The organism is Variovorax sp. 679 (genome assembly GCF_003952185.1).
In the GTDB taxonomy this organism is placed as follows: domain Bacteria; phylum Pseudomonadota; class Gammaproteobacteria; order Burkholderiales; family Burkholderiaceae_C; genus Variovorax.
The window spans coordinates 101,536-118,356 of record NZ_RXFS01000008.1 but is presented as its reverse complement, the minus strand read 5'-3'; the positions used below and the strand labels follow the sequence as shown (position 1 = coordinate 118,356).

17 protein-coding genes and 2 tRNA genes are annotated in these 16,821 nt (G+C 68.6%); 11 read left to right on the top strand and 8 right to left on the bottom strand.

Annotated features, from left to right (window positions below; genetic code table 11):
- Positions 1-18: 18 nt before the first annotated feature.
- From EJO71_RS21450 to EJO71_RS21425, 6 genes are all read left to right on the top strand, one after another.
- Entirely contained in the window at positions 19-831 is an 813-nt protein-coding gene (locus EJO71_RS21450) for a thiazole synthase (protein WP_125950690.1), read from the top strand.
- Positions 828-1,760 carry a thiamine phosphate synthase gene (gene thiE / locus EJO71_RS21445; protein WP_125950689.1) on the top strand — a complete coding sequence of 311 codons (933 nt, stop codon included), beginning with the start codon at positions 828-830 and terminating at the stop codon, positions 1,758-1,760. The genes EJO71_RS21450 and thiE overlap by 4 nt, the downstream gene beginning before the upstream one ends.
- A 5-nt stretch (positions 1,761-1,765) precedes the next feature.
- The gene (locus tag EJO71_RS21440) at positions 1,766-3,919 is read left to right on the top strand and encodes a TonB-dependent siderophore receptor (RefSeq protein WP_125950688.1); all 2,154 of its coding nucleotides are present in this window, start codon (positions 1,766-1,768) and stop codon (positions 3,917-3,919) included.
- Positions 3,920-3,968: 49 nt separating this feature from the next.
- Positions 3,969-4,044, top strand: a tRNA-Asn gene (locus EJO71_RS21435).
- 174 nt (positions 4,045-4,218) lie between these two features.
- Positions 4,219-4,294, top strand: a tRNA-Asn gene (locus EJO71_RS21430).
- 143 nt (positions 4,295-4,437) lie between these two features.
- On the top strand, positions 4,438-5,298 hold the full coding sequence (locus EJO71_RS21425) for a GyrI-like domain-containing protein (protein ID WP_125950687.1): 861 nt from the start codon (positions 4,438-4,440) through the stop codon (positions 5,296-5,298).
- A gap of 6 nt (positions 5,299-5,304) precedes the next feature.
- Here EJO71_RS21425 and EJO71_RS21420 read toward each other — a convergent pair whose 3' ends face one another.
- Positions 5,305-5,622, bottom strand: a complete 318-nt coding sequence (locus tag EJO71_RS21420) for a YnfA family protein (protein ID WP_125950686.1) — start codon at positions 5,620-5,622, stop codon at positions 5,305-5,307.
- Between the two features lie 339 nt (positions 5,623-5,961).
- On the opposite strand from EJO71_RS21420, the gene EJO71_RS21415 reads away from it, so the two are divergent.
- Positions 5,962-6,363 carry a GreA/GreB family elongation factor gene (locus EJO71_RS21415; protein WP_125950685.1) on the top strand — a complete coding sequence of 134 codons (402 nt, stop codon included), beginning with the start codon at positions 5,962-5,964 and terminating at the stop codon, positions 6,361-6,363.
- A 26-nt stretch (positions 6,364-6,389) separates the two neighbouring features.
- On the opposite strand, the gene EJO71_RS21410 is transcribed toward EJO71_RS21415, so the two are convergent.
- Complete coding sequence (locus tag EJO71_RS21410) at positions 6,390-6,608, bottom strand: hypothetical protein (RefSeq protein WP_125950684.1); 219 nt, start codon at positions 6,606-6,608, stop codon at positions 6,390-6,392.
- 272 nt (positions 6,609-6,880) lie between these two features.
- Here EJO71_RS21410 and EJO71_RS21405 point away from each other — a divergent pair, with 272 nt between their 5' ends.
- Complete coding sequence (locus EJO71_RS21405; RefSeq protein ID WP_125950683.1) at positions 6,881-7,774, top strand: CsgG/HfaB family protein; 894 nt, start codon at positions 6,881-6,883, stop codon at positions 7,772-7,774.
- A 38-nt stretch (positions 7,775-7,812) separates the two neighbouring features.
- Here the strand turns inward: EJO71_RS21405 and EJO71_RS21400 are convergent, their stop codons facing one another.
- Complete coding sequence (locus tag EJO71_RS21400) at positions 7,813-8,217, bottom strand: GFA family protein (protein ID WP_125950682.1); 405 nt, start codon at positions 8,215-8,217, stop codon at positions 7,813-7,815.
- A gap of 87 nt (positions 8,218-8,304) precedes the next feature.
- On the opposite strand from EJO71_RS21400, the gene EJO71_RS21395 reads away from it, so the two are divergent.
- The 3 genes from EJO71_RS21395 (at position 8,305) to EJO71_RS21385 (ending at position 11,989) form a co-directional block, all read left to right on the top strand.
- Complete coding sequence (locus tag EJO71_RS21395; RefSeq protein WP_125950681.1) at positions 8,305-9,282, top strand: YafY family protein; 978 nt, start codon at positions 8,305-8,307, stop codon at positions 9,280-9,282.
- 150 nt (positions 9,283-9,432) lie between these two features.
- Entirely contained in the window at positions 9,433-10,116 is a 684-nt protein-coding gene (locus EJO71_RS21390) for a response regulator transcription factor (protein WP_125950680.1), read from the top strand.
- A gap of 1 nt (position 10,117) precedes the next feature.
- Positions 10,118-11,989 carry an ATP-binding protein gene (locus EJO71_RS21385; RefSeq protein ID WP_125950679.1) on the top strand — a complete coding sequence of 624 codons (1,872 nt, stop codon included), beginning with the start codon at positions 10,118-10,120 and terminating at the stop codon, positions 11,987-11,989.
- Between the two features lie 20 nt (positions 11,990-12,009).
- On the opposite strand, the gene EJO71_RS21380 is transcribed toward EJO71_RS21385, so the two are convergent.
- The 5 genes from EJO71_RS21380 to EJO71_RS21360 all read right to left on the bottom strand — a co-directional run bounded on the left by EJO71_RS21380 (position 12,010) and on the right by EJO71_RS21360 (position 16,716).
- The gene (locus EJO71_RS21380) at positions 12,010-12,312 is read right to left on the bottom strand and encodes a hypothetical protein (RefSeq protein ID WP_125950678.1); all 303 of its coding nucleotides are present in this window, start codon (positions 12,310-12,312) and stop codon (positions 12,010-12,012) included.
- 14 nt (positions 12,313-12,326) lie between these two features.
- The gene (locus EJO71_RS21375; RefSeq protein WP_125950677.1) at positions 12,327-13,811 is read right to left on the bottom strand and encodes a DegQ family serine endoprotease; all 1,485 of its coding nucleotides are present in this window, start codon (positions 13,809-13,811) and stop codon (positions 12,327-12,329) included.
- Positions 13,812-13,912: 101 nt separating this feature from the next.
- A complete protein-coding gene (locus tag EJO71_RS21370) occupies positions 13,913-15,238 on the bottom strand; it encodes an ATP-binding protein (RefSeq protein ID WP_125950676.1) in 1,326 nt (441 codons plus the stop codon).
- Positions 15,235-15,894, bottom strand: a complete 660-nt coding sequence (locus tag EJO71_RS21365; RefSeq protein WP_125950675.1) for a response regulator — start codon at positions 15,892-15,894, stop codon at positions 15,235-15,237. The genes EJO71_RS21370 and EJO71_RS21365 overlap by 4 nt, the downstream gene beginning before the upstream one ends.
- A gap of 51 nt (positions 15,895-15,945) precedes the next feature.
- The gene (locus EJO71_RS21360) at positions 15,946-16,716 is read right to left on the bottom strand and encodes an IclR family transcriptional regulator C-terminal domain-containing protein (RefSeq protein WP_093195484.1); all 771 of its coding nucleotides are present in this window, start codon (positions 16,714-16,716) and stop codon (positions 15,946-15,948) included.
- Between the last annotated feature and the right edge of the window lie 105 nt (positions 16,717-16,821).

Sequence of the window (16,821 nt, the reverse complement as noted above, 5' to 3'; positions counted from 1 at the left end):
ATGAAGGAGACAAGACAAATGACGACCACGAACGACCCGCTGGTGCTCTACGGCGAAACCTTCCAGAGCCGCCTGCTGCTGGGCACCGCACGCTACCCTTCGCCCGACCTGCTCGAAGCCGCCGTCAAGCGCGCAAAGCCCGCGATGCTGACCGCCTCGCTGCGCCGCCAGACGGCCAGCCAGGGCTCGGGCAACAGCGATCTCGGCAACGGCTTCTGGGAGCTGCTTCGCAAACTCGGCGTGCCAGTGCTGCCCAACACCGCCGGCTGCCACAGCGTGCAGGAGGTGGTCGCTACCGCGCAGATGGCGCGCGAGCTGTTCGACACGCCGTGGATCAAGCTCGAGCTGATCGGCGACGACTACACGCTGCAGCCCGATACGCTGAACCTGGTCGATGCAGCATCGCAGCTGATCCGCGAGGGCTTCAAGGTGCTGCCCTACTGCACCGAGGACCTCGTGTTGTGCCAGCGGCTGGTCGACGTCGGCTGCCAGGCGGTGATGCCCTGGGCCGCGCCCATCGGCACAGGCCGTGGCCCGGTCAACCCTTACGCGCTGCAGGTGCTGCGCGACCGGCTGAAGGTACCGATGCTGGTGGATGCGGGCCTGGGACTGCCGTCGCACGCCTGCCAGGTGATGGAATGGGGCTACGACGGCGTGCTGCTCAACACGGCCGTCGCGCTGGCGCAAGACCCTGTCGCGATGGCCGGCGCATTCGCCGACGCGGTGCAGGCAGGCCGCACCGCGCACCGCGCCGGAGCCATGGCCGCGCAGGACGCCGCGCAGCCCAGCACTCCCGTGCTTGGCACGCCCTTCTGGCACCACGAATCATGAGCACGGCACTCGACGCAGGCGCCATTGCGCAGGCCATCGTCGCGGTGCACGGGCTGCGCTTCGGCGCCATCACGTCCGCGCCTCCGAGCGCGCCGAACTTCTCTTCGGACGAGCCGGTGTACCGAGGTGCCAAGCGTGCGTGCTCCGCGCTCGGCTTCATCGAGATCGACGCCGAATGCCTCGCCCATGCATGGCACGCACAGACATTGCGTCTGAGCGGCTTCGACGCGGCGCTGTGGCCCGACGCGCCCGAAGACTTCGGCATGCGGCCCTTTCCTCCGGCCGCGCGCGACGACGCTTTTCCGCCCTGCCCCGGGCGGCTTGGCCTGTACGCCGTGCTGCCTGATGCGCAATGGGTCGGCCGCATGGCGCGTGCCGGCGTGCCGACGGTGCAACTGCGCTTCAAGTCGGCCGATGCGGCGGCCATCGAGCGCGAAGTGCAGGCGGCAGTCGAAGCGGTGCAAGGCACCGGCGCGCTGCTCTTCATCAATGACCACTGGCGGGTTGCCATCGCGGCAGGTGCCTACGGCATCCACCTCGGCCAGGAAGACCTAGACGCGCTCTCGCCCGACGAACTGGCGCAACTGCGCGCCTCGGGCCTGCGCCTGGGCGTCAGCACGCACGGCTATGCGGAGATGGTCCGCGCCGACAAGGTGAGTCCGAGCTACATCGCCATGGGCGCGGTGTATCCGACCACACTCAAGAAGATGGCGACCGCGCCGCAGGGCGTGGCCCGGCTCGGCGCCTACGCACGCCTGCTGCGTGGCTATCCGCAGGTCGGCATCGGCGGCATCGATGCCGTGCGGCTGCCCGAGGTGCTGGCCACCGGCGTCGGATCCGTCGCCGTGGTGCGCGCACTGGTCGCGGCCGAAGACCCCGAGGCCACGGCCGCTCAATGGATGGCGGCCATCGATGCCGCCGGCAACTGAACAGAATGAAAAAGCCCGAGTTCTCCTTTCCCTCTTCCCACTGGCCGCTTTCGCCCGTCTCGCGCGCACTGGCCGTCGTTCTCTTCGCCGCCGCATGCGGCGCGCATGCACAGCAAGCGGCGTTGCCCGAGATCACCGTCAGCGAAGGCAACGCCGCGCCACAGGCCGACGTGAGCGGCTTCGGCGACGTGCCGCTGCGCGAGCTGCCGATCTCGGCCACGGTGATCGACAGCAAGCAGCTGCAGGCCAGCGGCGCGCGCCGGCTCGCCGACCTCACGCAGTTCGACTCGTCGGTGACCGACGCCTACAACTCCGCGGGCTACTGGGACTACCTCACGGTACGCGGCTTCGTGCTCGACAACCGCTTCAACTACCGGCGCGAGGGCCTGCCGATCAGCGCCGAGACCTCGATTCCGCTCGACAACAAGGAGCGTGTCGAGATCCTGCGCGGCACCAGTGGCATCCAGGCCGGTACCAGCGCGCCGGGCGGGCTGGTCAACTACGTCGTGAAGCGGCCCACCGAGCAGGACCTGCGCACGGTGCGCATCGAGACCACCAGCCGCGGCAGCGTGCTCGGCGCCGTCGACCTCGGCGGGCGCTTCGGCGAGAACCGCCAGTTCGGCTACCGCATCAACGTGGCGAGCGAAAACCTCAAGCCGCTGACGCACAACCTCGACGGCAACCGCAATCTCTTCTCGCTCGCGGCCGACTGGCGCATCACGCGCGACTCGGTGCTGGAGTTCGAGATCGAGCAAAGCCGCAAGACGCAACCCAGCCAGAACGGCTACAGCCTGCTGGGCAGCGTGCTGCCGGCCCCGGTCGATCCGCGTATCAACCTGAACAACCAGCCGTGGTCGCAACCCTCGGTGTTCAAGGCGCTGACGGGCACGCTGCGCTTCAGCCAGGCACTGAACGCCGATTGGCGCTGGAGCGCGCAGATCGGCCAGCAACGCCTGAAGAGCGACGACCGGCTGGCCTACGCCTTCGGCTGCGGCGCCGAGGGCAACTACGACCGCTACTGCTCCGACGGCACCTTCGACATCTACGACTTCCGCAGCGAGAACGAGCGCCGCACGCAGACCGCGGGCAGCCTCAACCTCAAGGGCAACGTGATGACGGGCAGCGTGCGGCACGAGCTCGGCTTCGGGCTGATGCAAAGCCGCGTGCGCAACCGCTTCGACAACCAGGCCTACAACTACGCGGGCACCGGCAATATCTGGGGCACGGCTGTCGTGCCGCCGGCCCCCGACGCCACCACGCCGCAGACCAACCGCGACGAAAAGTCGACCGAGTTCTCGGTGCAGGATGCGATCCGCTGGAACGACCGCTTCACCACATGGCTCGGCGCGCGCCACACGCGGCTGGACCGCAGCAGCATCGGCAACGACGGATCGAACCCGACCGGCTACAAGCAGGACGTGACCACGCCGTGGATCGCGGCCAGCTACGCCATCCAGCCGGGGCTCATGGCCTACGCGAGCTGGGGACGCGGTGTCGAATCGCAGGTGGTGCCGAACAGGATCTCGCAATACAGCAACGCCGGCCAGGCATTGCCCGCGCTGCGCTCCCGCCAGTGGGAGCTGGGCATCAAGGGCGGCAGCGATGCCTTCAACTGGCAGCTCGCATGGTTCGACATCTCGCGGCCGATGACCAACATCGACCAGTGCGGCGGCTTCTGCGAAGTGCGCAACGACGGCAAGGCCGTGCACCGGGGTCTCGAAGCCGGCGCGCAATGGAACCAGGGGCCGTGGCGCATCGGCGGCAGCCTGACGCTGATCGATGCCAAGCGGCGCGGCAGCACGGCCAACCCGGCCCTCAACGGCGAGTCGCCCACCAATGTGCCCAAGCAGGTGCTGCGCGCGCAGACCGCCTACCGCTTCGCCTCGGTGCCGGGCCTCGAAGTGGCGGGACAGCTTTCGTACGAAGGCCGCCGCAACGTACTGCCCGATGGCTCGATCACCCTGCCCTCGTGGACGCGCGTGGACGCGGTGCTGCGCTACGACACGAAGCTGCGCGGCGCGAATGCGAGCTGGACGCTGTCGGTCGACAACCTGTTCGATCGCCGGTACTGGAAGGAATCGCCCTACCAGTTCAGCCACGTGTACCTGTTCCCGGGAGCACCGCGAACGCTGCGCCTTGGGCTGAGCGTTGCACTTTGAACGCACTATTGAGAAGCCGCCAAAAAGCACGCTATAATCTAAGGCTTGTTCCTCGATAGCTCAGTCGGTAGAGCGCCGGACTGTTAATCCGTAGGTCCCTGGTTCGAGCCCAGGTCGAGGAGCCACTACAAAGCCGCAAGGCCTCTGGAAGCCCCACTACTCACAAGGTAGCGGGGCTTTTCATTTGCGGCGGTATTCGGCGTCTGTTGCAGACAATCACGCAAGTCATGGCATCGGTGCAAAAAATGCTGCCGGCCGGCCAGAATCGGCAAATCCATTGCATATAATTTAAGGCTTGTTCCTCGATAGCTCAGTCGGTAGAGCGCCGGACTGTTAATCCGTAGGTCCCTGGTTCGAGCCCAGGTCGAGGAGCCACCATCAAGCCGCAAGGCCTCTGAAGAGCCCGCTGTCTTATCCGGACAGCGGGCTTTTTCTTTTGTCCGACCGGTCCGCCGCGAAAAGCGAACTGCGCAAAGTCGGCTAAGTGCCGGCCGCATGAAAGGCGCACACTCGCGCGCATGGAAAGCAGCCGTCGCATCGAGCAGGACTACCGCGCCCGCGTGGCGCGCGCCGTCGCGGCCATCGTCGCCGATCCGATGGCCGAGCACCGGCTCGAAGACCTCGCGCGGCTCGCGCATTTCTCGCCCTTTCACTTCCACCGCGTCTACGCGAGCGTGGCCGGGGAAACGGTGGCCGCCACGGTCCGCCGCGTGCGGCTGGCGCTCGCCACCCGGTTGCTGGAAGCCGGCGACCAGAGCATCACGCAGGTCGCGCTGGCCGTGGGCTACGAAAGCCCGCAAGCCTTCACGCGCGCCTTCGGCCAGTTCACCGGGCAGTCGCCGCGCGCCTTCCAACAGAAGATGGTGCGGGCGATCCTCGATGTCGACGAGTTGCCGCAACCCGATGACGGCATCGCCGCGCCAGCCGTGCGGATCGTCGAGTACCCAACGCGGCGCTTGCGAGCGCTGCGGCATCAGGGGCCGTTCTCGACCATTCCGCATACCCATCGGCGGCTGCGGCAGCACGCAGGCGTTGCACGCATTTCAGACCGGTGGGGAGCTTCCTTCGGCGAGCCCGAGGGCAGCACCGGCTTCAGGTACTACGCCGCCGTCGACTCCCCCGATCCCTGGCCGGACGTCGCCGAGGTCGAGATGCTCGACATTCCGGGCGGCTGTTACGCGGCACATCGCCTCGCCGGTCCGTACTCGCAGATCAATGCCGCCGTGCGCGCCCTCTACATCCGCTGGCTGCCCGCCAGCGGCTACGAGCCCGACGACCGGCCCACGCTGGAGCACTACCTGAATTCGCCGCGGCAAGTCTCGCAGGCCGAGCTGCGCACCGACCTGCTGATTCCCGTCCGCCGCACGAGCACGCTCTGAGCGAAGCTACCGCGGCTGGAACGCGATGAGCCCCATGCCCGCAAGGCACACCGCCACGCCGGCCACGTCCCATGCCGTCGGCCAGATGCCGTCCACCGCCCATAGCCAGGCGATCGCCACGCCGATGTACACGCCGCCATACGCTGCATAGACACGCCCCGCCGCCGTTTCGTGCAGCGTGAGCAGCCATGCGAACAGGGCAAGGCTGACGGCGGCGGGCAGCAGCAGCCAGGCGGAGCGATCCTGCTTGAGCCAGAGGTACGGCAGATAGCAGCCGACGATTTCCGCGAGGGCCGTCGCGACGTAGAGAAGAAAGGTCCGCATCGACGGATTGTGCGAGCAGCCCGCATCGCGCTTACCGGCAGGACACGTGAGGCCATTGCTTGATGGCCCCGCGGTGCGTCCCTACACTCGCGCGCATGGCCCTTTCGTCCCCTTCCCGCAAACACGCTGCACGAGAAGCAGCGCGTGCCGGCGTTGCGGCGACCACGATGGCCTACCGACGCACCTCCGCACTTTCCTGAGCCCGGCGGTCCGCTACCCTTCTTCTTGTTGCGCGAACCATTGACCGCCGGGCACCCGCCGCGCAGCAGCGACGCCGTTCGTTCCTCCATTCATCCATCCGCAGGGAACGGCGCCGCATTCAACTGGAGTGCTTCATTCATGCCCGCAACCATTCACGGGGAGCGCACGCTCACCGAACTCGACTTCGTCCGTCTCGGCAAACTGGCCGATCGCCAGCTCCCGCCCGCGCTCTCCGAACTGCTCGACGCAGCGGACGTGCTGCCCTCGCGCGAGATCCCGTCGGACCTCGTGACGATGAATTCCCAGGTCGAGATCGAAGACCCGGCAACGCGCCGGCGGCAGAAGATCACCCTCTGCTACCCCGGCGACGCCCAGCCGGGTGCGGGCTTCGTCTCGGTGATGTCGCCCATCGGCATCGGCCTGCTGGGCGTGAAGACCGGCACGACCGCCTGCTGGCGGATGCCCAACGGCACCGAGGGTTCGGCGCACGTGGTCGCGGTGCTTTTCCAGCCGGAGGCCAGCGGCGACTACACGCGCTGATGCACCGCAGGATCAGCGCCGACGCATCAGTGCTTCACGATGGCGCCGGTGCGGTCCTTGGCGCTGTCGATGGTCGCGCTCACGGAGTTCGTGTTGACCGCCAGGGCAACCAGAATGGCGCCGACGAAGGCTGGGTCGGCAGGGCTATTGAAGTTCGAGGCGCCGGCAATGGCCAGGGCCTGCTGCACCTGCTGGCGGGTCAGTTCCGCGGCTGCTTCTCCAACGATGTTCTTCTTGGTTGCCATCTGAAATCTCCTGTTGCTGAGAAGCCCACTCTAACTTTCGGGACGGCATCTGCGCCGTCTTTGCCCTCGGAAGCCGCAGGCAAGCGGCCAGGCCGCGCGCACACGCACATGACTTTCGGCACTGTTCCGCCGGACTCCCGGGCCGTATCGTCGCGCGGTCGCCGGCGGCGCGTCGAATCGGGAGGTCGTACAGGCCGGGGCAACTCCATCTTCGATCTTGACAAGTGACGTCCGCCAAGGGCGCGCATTCTTTTCACCTGACAGATCCGGACATGGCTTTTTCCAAACTCACTCTCGCAAGCGCACTCGCAGGCGTTCTGGCCCTTTCGGGTTGCCAGACCATGGACATGCAAATGGGCAGCCAGTCGGCCAAGACCGTGGCCACCGGCAGCGCCGCAGGCGGCACAACCTCCGGCGAAAGCAGCCAGCTCGAACGCTGCGACTCGCCGCTCGGCACGGTCTCGCTGATCGAGAACGTCGAAGCGGGCTGGTACACCGTTCTCACCGGCGAATACAAACTGCCTCCCACCGCCAACCTGCTGCGCCTGCTGGTACAGCAGTCGAACTGCTTCGTGGTGGTCGAGCGCGGCGCGGCCGGCATGAACGCGATGACGCGCGAACGCGCCCTGATGCAGTCGGGCGAGATGCGCGGCGGCAGCAACTTCGGCCGTGGCCAGATGGTGGCGTCCGACTACGGCCTGTCGCCCGAAATCGTCTTCAGCAACAGCGATGCCGGCGGCCTGGGCGGCGCGCTCGGCGGCCTGGTGGGCGGCGGCCGCGGCCGTGCCATCGCCAACCTCGGCGCGAGCCTGCAGACGCGCGAGGCCAGCGCACTGCTGACCCTGATCGACAACCGCTCGGGCGTGCAGGTCGCTGCCGCCGAAGGCAGCGCCTCCAAGACCGACTTCGCGGGCTTCGCCGGCCTGGGCGGCCTTTCGGCGGCCGGTGGCGTCGGTGCCTACACGCGCACGCCCCAGGGCAAGGTGATCGCGGCGGCCTTCATGGACGCGTTCAACCAGATGGTCCGTTCGCTGCGCAACTACAAGGCGCAGACGGTGCGCGGCCAGGGTCTCGGCGGCGGCGGCCGACTGGGCGTGGACGGCGGCGCAGCGCCCTCGCAGACCTCGGCGCCCGGCGCCGCGCCGGCAACCCGCCGCCGCAAGTAAGGCAGCAACAGGCGCGCGACTCCGCGCGCCTCGCCGGCTCAGAGGTAGCGCGTCTCGGCCGGCGACTCGAACCAGTTGTTGTCGCGCCCGTCCATGTACCGGACGGGCGCCGTCGACAGTTCCTCCAGCGTCACGTCGTCCAGACAGTTCACGGCGACGCTCACATAGGCGCCACCGATCTCGGGCACGTTGCCACGCCCGAACGAACGCACACCGCAACTCCTGCAGAAAAGCCATTCGGTGCTGTGCGAGTTGAACTGGTACAGCGACAAGTCTCCCTCCCCCGACAGCAGCGTGAAGGCCTCCGGCTTCACGATCGCGCCCCACGCACGGGTCTTGGTGCAGATCGAGCAATTGCATTTGCCCGTGCCCTCGGCAAGATCGATCAGGGCCTGGAAGCGAACCTTGCCGCAATGGCAGCTGCCGTTGTACGTTTTCTTCATGGGTCTGTGTCCTGGTGGTGAGAGAAGAGCCAAGGCTACGACCTATTGCGGACAGATTCTGTCCTCGATTGCAGGCATCATGCGCACATGCTTTCAGCCTCCGCACGCCTGATCCGGCTTCTCTCGCTCTTCCAGGCCCAGCGCTCCTGGACCGGTGCCGATCTGTCCGCCCGGCTCGAGATCACCGAGCGCACTCTGCGCCGCGACGTCGACCGACTGCGCAGCCTCGGCTACACGGTCGACTCCACCTCGGGCGTGGCCGGCGGCTACCGGCTGGGCGCGGGCACCGCGTTGCCGCCGTTGCTGCTGGAGGACGAGGAAGCCATCGCCGTCGCGCTCGGCCTGGGCAACCCCGCAGGGACCTCGGACGACATCGAAAACGCCTCGCTGCGCGCGCTGGCCAAGCTCGAGCAGCTGATGCCGCCGCGCCTGCGCCGCCGGCTCGACAGCGTGCGCTCGTCGGTGGTGCCGGTGATGGGCGAGAAGTCGCCCGTGCGCCTGAAGGCCGTGTCATTTCTTGCCGAAGCCTGCACCGAGCGGCTCGAGCTGCGCTTCGGCTACCGCGACCACCACGACGCCGTCACCGAACGCACGGCGCAGCCGCACCGCGTGGTGCAGACAGGGCGGCGCTGGTACCTGCTGGCCTGGGACACTGCGCGCGAAGACTGGCGCACCTTCCGCCTCGACCGCATCGTCGAGCCCGTGCCCACCGGCGCGCGCTTCACGCCGCGGCGGCTGCCTCACGGCGACGTCGCGAGCTACATGGAGCACGCGCTGAAGGTGTCGCCCTTCCTGCATCACGCGCAAGTCGTGGTGCACGCGCCCGCCAGCGCGCTGGAGCCCTATCTCGGCTGGGTCAGCGGCACGCCGCAAGACACTGGCGACGGCGCCACGCGCATCGCCACCGGCGCCAATTCGCTCGACGCGCTCTCGGTCTGGCTCGGTTGCCTGCCTTACGATTTCGAGGTCGAATCGCCCCCGGAACTGGTCGAGCACCTCGCCCTGGTGGCCTCGCGGCTCGGCAAGGCGGCGCGCAAGCCACCGGGCAGCCACCGAAAGCGGTAGGCCGCCTCCCTTGTATATAGGATGGGCAGCCCGCAAGCCGCCCCCTACCCTTTGTGCCATCCCGCAGCAATCCAAGGCCTTCTTCCCCATGCGCCTCGTCATCACGTCATGCATGAGCGCATGCAGCTTTTCCAGCCCGGCAGACCAAGCATGACCGCGGAAACACAGGTTGCCCTCGTCGAAGACGACACCGGCATGCGCGAGCGCATCTCGCGCGTGGTCGACGCGGACCCGTCGCTGAGCCTGGCCTACAGCGCCTCCAACGCGAGCGACATCCTGCGGTGGCTGGTCGACAACCCCGTCGACGTTTTACTGGTCGACCTCGGCCTGCCCGACCGCCCCGGCCTCCAGGTGATCAGCCAGTGCCGCAACATGCAGCCGGCCTGCGCGGTGATGGTGCTGTCGATCTTCGGCGACGAGGCCAACATGGTCCAGGCCTTCGAGGCCGGCGCCAGCGGCTACCTGCTGAAGGATGGCACCGAGGCCGACCTCGCCACCCACATCCGCCACCTGCGCGCCGGCGGCTCGCCGATGTCGCCAGTCATCGCGCGCAAGCTGCTGCGCCGCTGGCAGGCCCATTCGGGCGGTGCCCCCAAGGAGCAGGCCGCGGCCAAGGCCGGCGGCGCGACGGTGGCGCCGGAGCGCCTGTCCCCGCGCGAGTTCGAGGTGCTCGACCTCGTCTCTCGTGGTTTCACCTATGTCGAAGTCGGAGTGCAAATGGGAGTCTCGGCCTCGACTGTCCAAACCCATATCCGCAATATCTACGGCAAGCTGGATGTGCACAACAAATCGGAAGCGGTTTTCGAGGCACGCAACCTCGGCTGGCTTCCCTAGCGTGACCGGCGGCGACCTTCGGCGCCTGGTGCTCGCGGCGCTTTGCCTCTGGCTCGTCCTGGCGCTGGTGGGCCCCCGCGTCGACGCGGCGGAACCGCCGGACACCATCGACGTGGTCATGGCCGAGGCCACGCTCGAACCCGACGGCCAGCCGGTGCAGCAGCGCCGGGTGCAGCTTCCCTTCCGCTGGGACCACGAGTTCCCCGGCCTCGGCGGCAAGGCGACCTACCGCATCGAACTGCCCTCCTCCGCGGTGCCAGCCGGCCAGCCGGTGGCGCTGCTGCTGTCGGGCGCGGGCAACCAGGTGGCGATCTCCTTCAACGACGCACTGGTGGCCAGCTACGGCACGCTCGGCGTGCCGACCTACGACGCGGCCAAGGGCAACCTTCTTGTCCCGGTGCCGGCGGTGCTCCACCGCGACGATCGGCCGCAGTCGCTGCTGGTGCGCACCACCATCCAGCGCCAGCGCGGCGCGGGTCTGGCCAGCATCCAGTACGGCTCCGAGGCGTCACTGGCGGCGGTCTACCGCGAGCGGCAGGGCTGGCGCAACACCTCCGCCATCGTCTACGCCGTCAGCCTGCTGCTGATGGGCGGCATCGCCGGCGGCCTGTGGCTGCGCCAGCGCGACGCGCTCTACGGCTGCTTCGCGCTGGCCGCGCTTTCGGGCGTGGCGCGCAACCTCGACCGCGTGTGGCCCGACGTGGCCATTCCGTGGCCGCTGTGGGGCGCGGTGGTGGCGGTCTGCTATGCCTGCCACATCGGGCTGATCGCGCGCTTCGTGCTGCTGGTGCTGGAGCGCAATCCGCCGTGGCTGGTGCGCTCGATCTACGCCGCGCTCGCACTGTCGGTCACCCTGGCCTGTGCCTCCTTCGCGTTCGCGCGGCCGCTGTTGTGGACCAGCGGCCTGGTCGTCCTGCAGCTCACCAGCATCATCTGCCTGCCCTACGTGGTGTACGGGGCGCTGGTGGACCGCCGGCGCATCGCCGGCGTGCTGATGGCGGCGGGCACGCTGGCCATCCTGGCCGGCGCGCACGACCTGCTGCTGGTGCGCATGGGTCTCTTCGGCGGCGCCTACTACACGCTGACGGCGCACGCGATGTTCTTCTTCGTGATGATCCTGGCCGGCCTCGTGGTCGAACGCTACAGCCGCACCGTGGCCGACTACCGCTCGCTGAATGCCAATCTCGCGGCCCGCGTGGCGGAGCGCGAAGACCAGTTGCGCGGCGCCTTCGAGACAGTGCGCCAGCAGCAGCAGGAACAGGCGGTGCTGCTGGAGCGCCAGCGCATCATGCGGGAGATCCACGACGGCGTGGGCTCGCAGCTGGTGGGCCTGCTCAACGTCGTGACGCAGGCCAGGCCCGACCGCGCGGTGATCGAGGAACACGTGAAGCTCGCGCTCGACGAGATGCGCATGGCCGTCGATTCGCTGCAGCCCACGCACGACGACCTCGCGACCGTGCTGGCCACCCTGCGCTATCGCCTGCAGCCCCGGCTCGACGCGGCGGGCATCGAGCTGGTATGGGACGTGGAAGTGATCCCGCAGCTGGAGCCCTTCGCCGCGCAGGCGGCCCTGCAGCTGCAGCGCATCTTGCTGGAGGCCTTCACCAACGTGCTCAAGCATGCAGGAGCCACGCGCATCGTGATGCATGCGAGCTGGCACGGCGAGGAGTCGCCGTCGCTGGTGCGCATCATGCTCACGGACAACGGGCGTGGACTGCCTTCGGCGCCCGCCAGCGGCGGACGCACGGGGCACGGCATCGCCAACATGCGCGCCCGCGCGCAATCCATCGGCGCGCGGCTGCAGATCGAAACCGTGGACCACGCGGCCGGCGGCACGCGCATGCTGCTCGACTGGCCCTGCGCACCCGCCTGAGCGCCTTCCGAACAGCGCCTTCAGCGCAGCGCGAACGCCAGCGTCACCGCGCCCAGCGCCAGCAGGCCAAGGCCGGCGATGAAGACCATCTCGCCCCAGGCCTCCAGCCGCGCACCCGACCTGCGTGTGCGCATCGAGATGAAAGACAGCAACGCGCTGGCCAAGAAGACCAGCGCGTCCACCGCGAGAAGCCGGTCGATCAGCAGCCGCATGTCGTCGCGCGGCCCGAGGTGCCCGATGGACATCACCGTCATGCACACGCCGATCATGGTGGCCGACGTGGGCAGGATGTGCGCCGAGAGGCTCTGAGCGGGCGACGTCATGCCTTGAGGCGGGATCAGCCGATTCGGACGGGCACGAAGATCTTGTCTTCGCCGCGCTGGATCAGGAGCGCCACCGACTTGTTGCTGGCCTTGGCCACGACTTCGCGCACCTGCTCCACGCTCTGCGCGGGCGTGCCGTTGATGGCCAGCAGCACGTCGCCCGCCTGAACGCCAGCCTGCGCCGAGGGGCCGGCCGCGTCCTCGATCAGCAGCCCGTTGTCGACGGAGGCTTCGCGCTTCTCCTGGGGCTGCAGCGGACGCAGCGCCAGGCCCAGCTTGCCCTGCCCCACGTCGGCATCGGCCTTCGCGACCTTGGCCGGCTTGTCGCTCGCGTCGCCGAGCCTGGCCTGCAGCTCCTGGCGTTCGCCCTGGCGCCAGACTTCGAGCGTGACCTTCTTGCCCGGCGCCTGCTGGCCGATCACCGCGGGCAGGTCGCCCGAGGAAACGATGGGCTGGCCGTCGACCTTGCGGATCACGTCGCCCGCCTTCAGGCCTGCCTTGTCGCCGGGGCCGCCCTTCTCGATGTTCGAGACCAGCGCGCCTTCGGGTTTGTCGAGCTTGAACGAGTCGGCAAAGGCCTGGTTCACTTCCTGCACCGCCACGCCGAGGCGGCCGTGCGTGGCCTTGCCGGTAGCGACGATCTGGTCCTTCACCTGGATCGCCACGTCGATCGGAATCGCGAACGACACGCCCTGGTAGCCGCCGCTGCGACTGTAGATCTGCGAGTTGATGCCGACCACCTCGCCGCGCGTGTTGAGCAGCGGGCCGCCCGAGTTGCCGGGGTTCACCGCCACGTCGGTCTGGATGAAGGGCACGTAGCTGTCGTCGGGCAGCGAGCGACCCTTGGCGCTCACCACGCCGGCCGTCACGGTGTTCTCGAAACCGAAGGGCGAGCCGATGGCCAGCACCCATTCGCCGACCTTCAGGTCCTTGGTGTTGCCCAGCGCGAGCACGGGCAGGTTCTTCGCGTCGATCTTGAGCACCGCGATGTCGGTCTTGGCGTCGGCGCCCAGCACCTTCGCGCGGTATTCGCGGCGGTCGGTCAGCTTGACGGTGACTTCCTTCGCGTCCTTCACGACGTGGGCGTTGGTGATGATGATGCCGCTCGGGTCGACGATGAAGCCCGAGCCCTGTGCGCGCACCGGCACGTCGCGCTGCTGTTGCTGGCCGCGCGGGTTCATCTGGCCCTGGAAGCGGCGGAAGAACTGGAACATCGGGTCTTCGGGATCGATGCCCTGGATCTCGGCGGCAGCCTCGTCGTCGGATGCCTTCATGGTGCCCGTCACGCTGATGTTGACCACGGCGGGGCCGTCGCGCGAGGTGATGGTGGAGAAGTCGGGCAGCGTGACCATCGCCGCCGGCGCGGTGGCGACGGCGTTGGTGGTTGGCGCGCCCACGGCGCGGGCGCTGGTGTAGGCGCCGGCACCGACGGCACCGATCACGCCCGCGCTTGCCAGGGCGATCACCAGGGCGCGGGGCGAAGTCAGACGGGAGTTCATTGGTCGGTTCCTTTCAAGGCGTATGGACGCAAAACGATGAAAGGAATGTCGTCGCCCTGACTTAAGCGCCGCTTAAACGGCTCGGCGCCACCGCAAGGGGCTCAGGCGCGCGCTGGAAAGCGCACCTGCACGCGCAGGCCGCCGAGGGCTGGCGACTGGTCGAGCGCCACCGTGGCCCCGTGCAGGTCGGCGATCGACTTGACGATGGCGAGGCCCAGCCCGCTGCCGGGCGCCTGGGTCTCGCCCGAGCGATAGAAGCGGTCGAGCACCCGTTCGCGCTCCTCGGGCGGCAGGCCCGGTCCGCTGTCCTCCACGGTGAGCTCGGCGGAGTCGCTCTGTCGGGTGATGCCGACGTCGACACGGCCTTCGACCGGCGTGTACTTGATGGCGTTTTCGAGCAGGTTGCGCAGCAGCATGCGAAGGGCTTCGGACTGGCCGTCGACCACCGCCTCGTCGGCGTGTGCGATGCCGATGTCGATGCCCCTCGCCTGCGCGGCCGCCACGGCGTCGGACACCGCGAGCCGCGCGACCTCGGCCAGGTCGACCGGTTCCGGCTTCGCGCCGGCGGCCATGCTGGCCTCGTGCCGGGCCAGCGCGAGCATCTGCTCGACCAGCCGCGTCGCGCGATCGATGCCCGCCACCAACCGGCTCACAGCCAGCTCGCGCGAGGCATCGTCGGGTGCGCGCTGCAGGCCCTGCACCTGCAGCTTCAGCGCCGCCAGCGGCGAACGCAGCTCGTGCGCGGCATCGGCGACGAAGTGCTTCTGCGCGTCGAAGGCGTGGCGCACGCGATCGAACAGCAGGTTCAGCTCCTGAACCAGCGGGCGCACTTCCTCGGGCAGGTTCTCCTCGCTCACCGGCGACAGGTCGTCGGCCTGGCGCGACGCGACCTGCTTGCGCACCCGCGCGACCGGCGCGAGCGACTGGCTCACGACCCACCACACGACCAGCATCAGCAATGGCGCCATCAACGCGACCGGCGCGATGGTGCGCAGTGCGAGCGTGCCGGCCATGTGGCGCCGCGCCGCCATGTCCTGCGCCACCTGGATCACCAGCCCGCGCGTCTGCATCGAGAACACGCGATACGTGGTGCCGCGCGCGTTCACGTCGGCGAAGCCCAGCACCGCGAGCTGCGGCAGCGCGGCCTGCTCGGCGGACTCGAAGATGCGCACGCCGTCGGCCGTCCACACCTGCACGACGAAATCGAAGTTCTGCTCGGCCACCCCGAGCCCGCCCACCGCTGCGCTGGGCGGCAGGCCCGCGCGCAGCGACAGCGCCATCTGCTGCATGTGGTAGTCGAAGATGTCGTCGGCCTCGGCGAGCACCGTGCGATAGGCCACCAGCGCCTGCGCACCCGCGGCGAGCACGATGGCCGCGAGCAGGAACCACAGCAGGCGCGCGCGCAGCGATCCGGTCAGCCGCCTCATATCTTCGGCACCATGTAGCCGACGCCCCGCACATTGCGAATGAGTTCGGCACCGAGCTTCTTGCGCAGGCCGTGCACGTACACCTCGACCGCGTTGCTGCTGATCTCATCCTTCCAGCTGTAGAGCTTTTCCTCGAGCTGGGCGCGCGACAGCACCATGCCGGGCCGGGCCAGCAGAGGCTCCAGCACGGCCCATTCGCGCGCCGACAGCACCACCGGCTGGCCAGCCACCGTCACCTCGCGCGTGGCCGGGTTGATGCTCACGCCCATGTGCTCGTACACCGGTTCGGCGCGCCCCGCCGCACGGCGCAGCAAGGCGCGAATGCGGGCCAGCAGTTCGTCGAGGTCGTAGGGCTTGAGCACGTAGTCGTCGGCGCCGGCATCGAGGCCTTCGATGCGCTGCTGCACCGAATCGCGCGCGGTGGCGATCAGCACCGGCATGCGCTGCTTTCGCGCGCGCAGGTTGCGCAGCACCTCAAGCCCGTCGCGCCGGGGCACGCCGAGGTCGAGCATCACGAGGTCGTACTGCTGGGTGCGCAGGGCCGATTCGGCGGCATCGCCGTCTTTCACCCAGTCCACCGCGTACTGTTCGGCGCGCAGCAGGTCGAGCACCGCTTCGCCGATCATCACGTCGTCTTCGAGGAGGAGGAGTCGCATGGTTGTGTCCGTTTCGGGGATTCGAGGCGCGGGCTGCGGCCAAAGTTCAGATCAGAGAAGCGATCGGACTTCTCGTGCAGCTTCGAAGAGCAGCGGCAGCATCTCGCGCTGCAGGGTCTCTTCCTGGTAGCGCGTGCCCGAGAGCACCACGTTGAGCGCGGCCACCGTGTGGCCTTGCATGTCGCGCAGCGGCACCGCGAGCGCCTGCACGCCCAGCTCGTGCTCTTCGCTGGCGAAGCAGTAGTCATCCTTGCGCGCGCGGGCAATCAGCTGCCGCAGGCCTCGCGCCTGTGTCACCGTGCGGGGCGTAAGCCGCGCCAGATGGCGGCCCTTGAGCCATTGCGTGAACTGGGTCGGCGCCATCGCCGCCAGCAGCACGCGGCCGGTGGAAGTGGCATGCGCCGGCAGCCGTGCACCGAGGTGCAGGCCGTAGGCCAGTACGCGCGTCGGCGTGCCGTAGCTGCCGCTGCGTGCGACGATGACCACCTCTTCCCCGTCGAGCACCACCGCCGAGAACGACTCGCCGGTCTGCGCCGCGAGCCGGTTCAGCGTGGGCTGCAGCGCGCGCGGCAGGCGCGAGGACGCGAGATAGCTGCCCGAGAAGCGCAGCACCTTGGGCGCCATCCAGAAATAGCTGCCATCAGTCTCCAGGTAGCCAAGGTGGGCCAGCGTCAGCAGATGCCGGCGGGCGGCGGCACGCGTGAGGCCGGCGCGCTCGGCAGCCAGCGTGGCGTTCAGGCGCTGGCGCTCGGTGTCGAAGCTTTCGAGCACAGCCATTCCCTTGGCGATGCCCTCGATGAAGTCGGCCTTGGCGATGCTCATGAGGCGGGGTGGTTCGTCGTCTGTGGAAGTGTTGCGCGATGATCGCGCACGCATTCGCATGATCGCACACAGCCGCGCAAGCGGCCTCCACGGAAGGCCGCATGC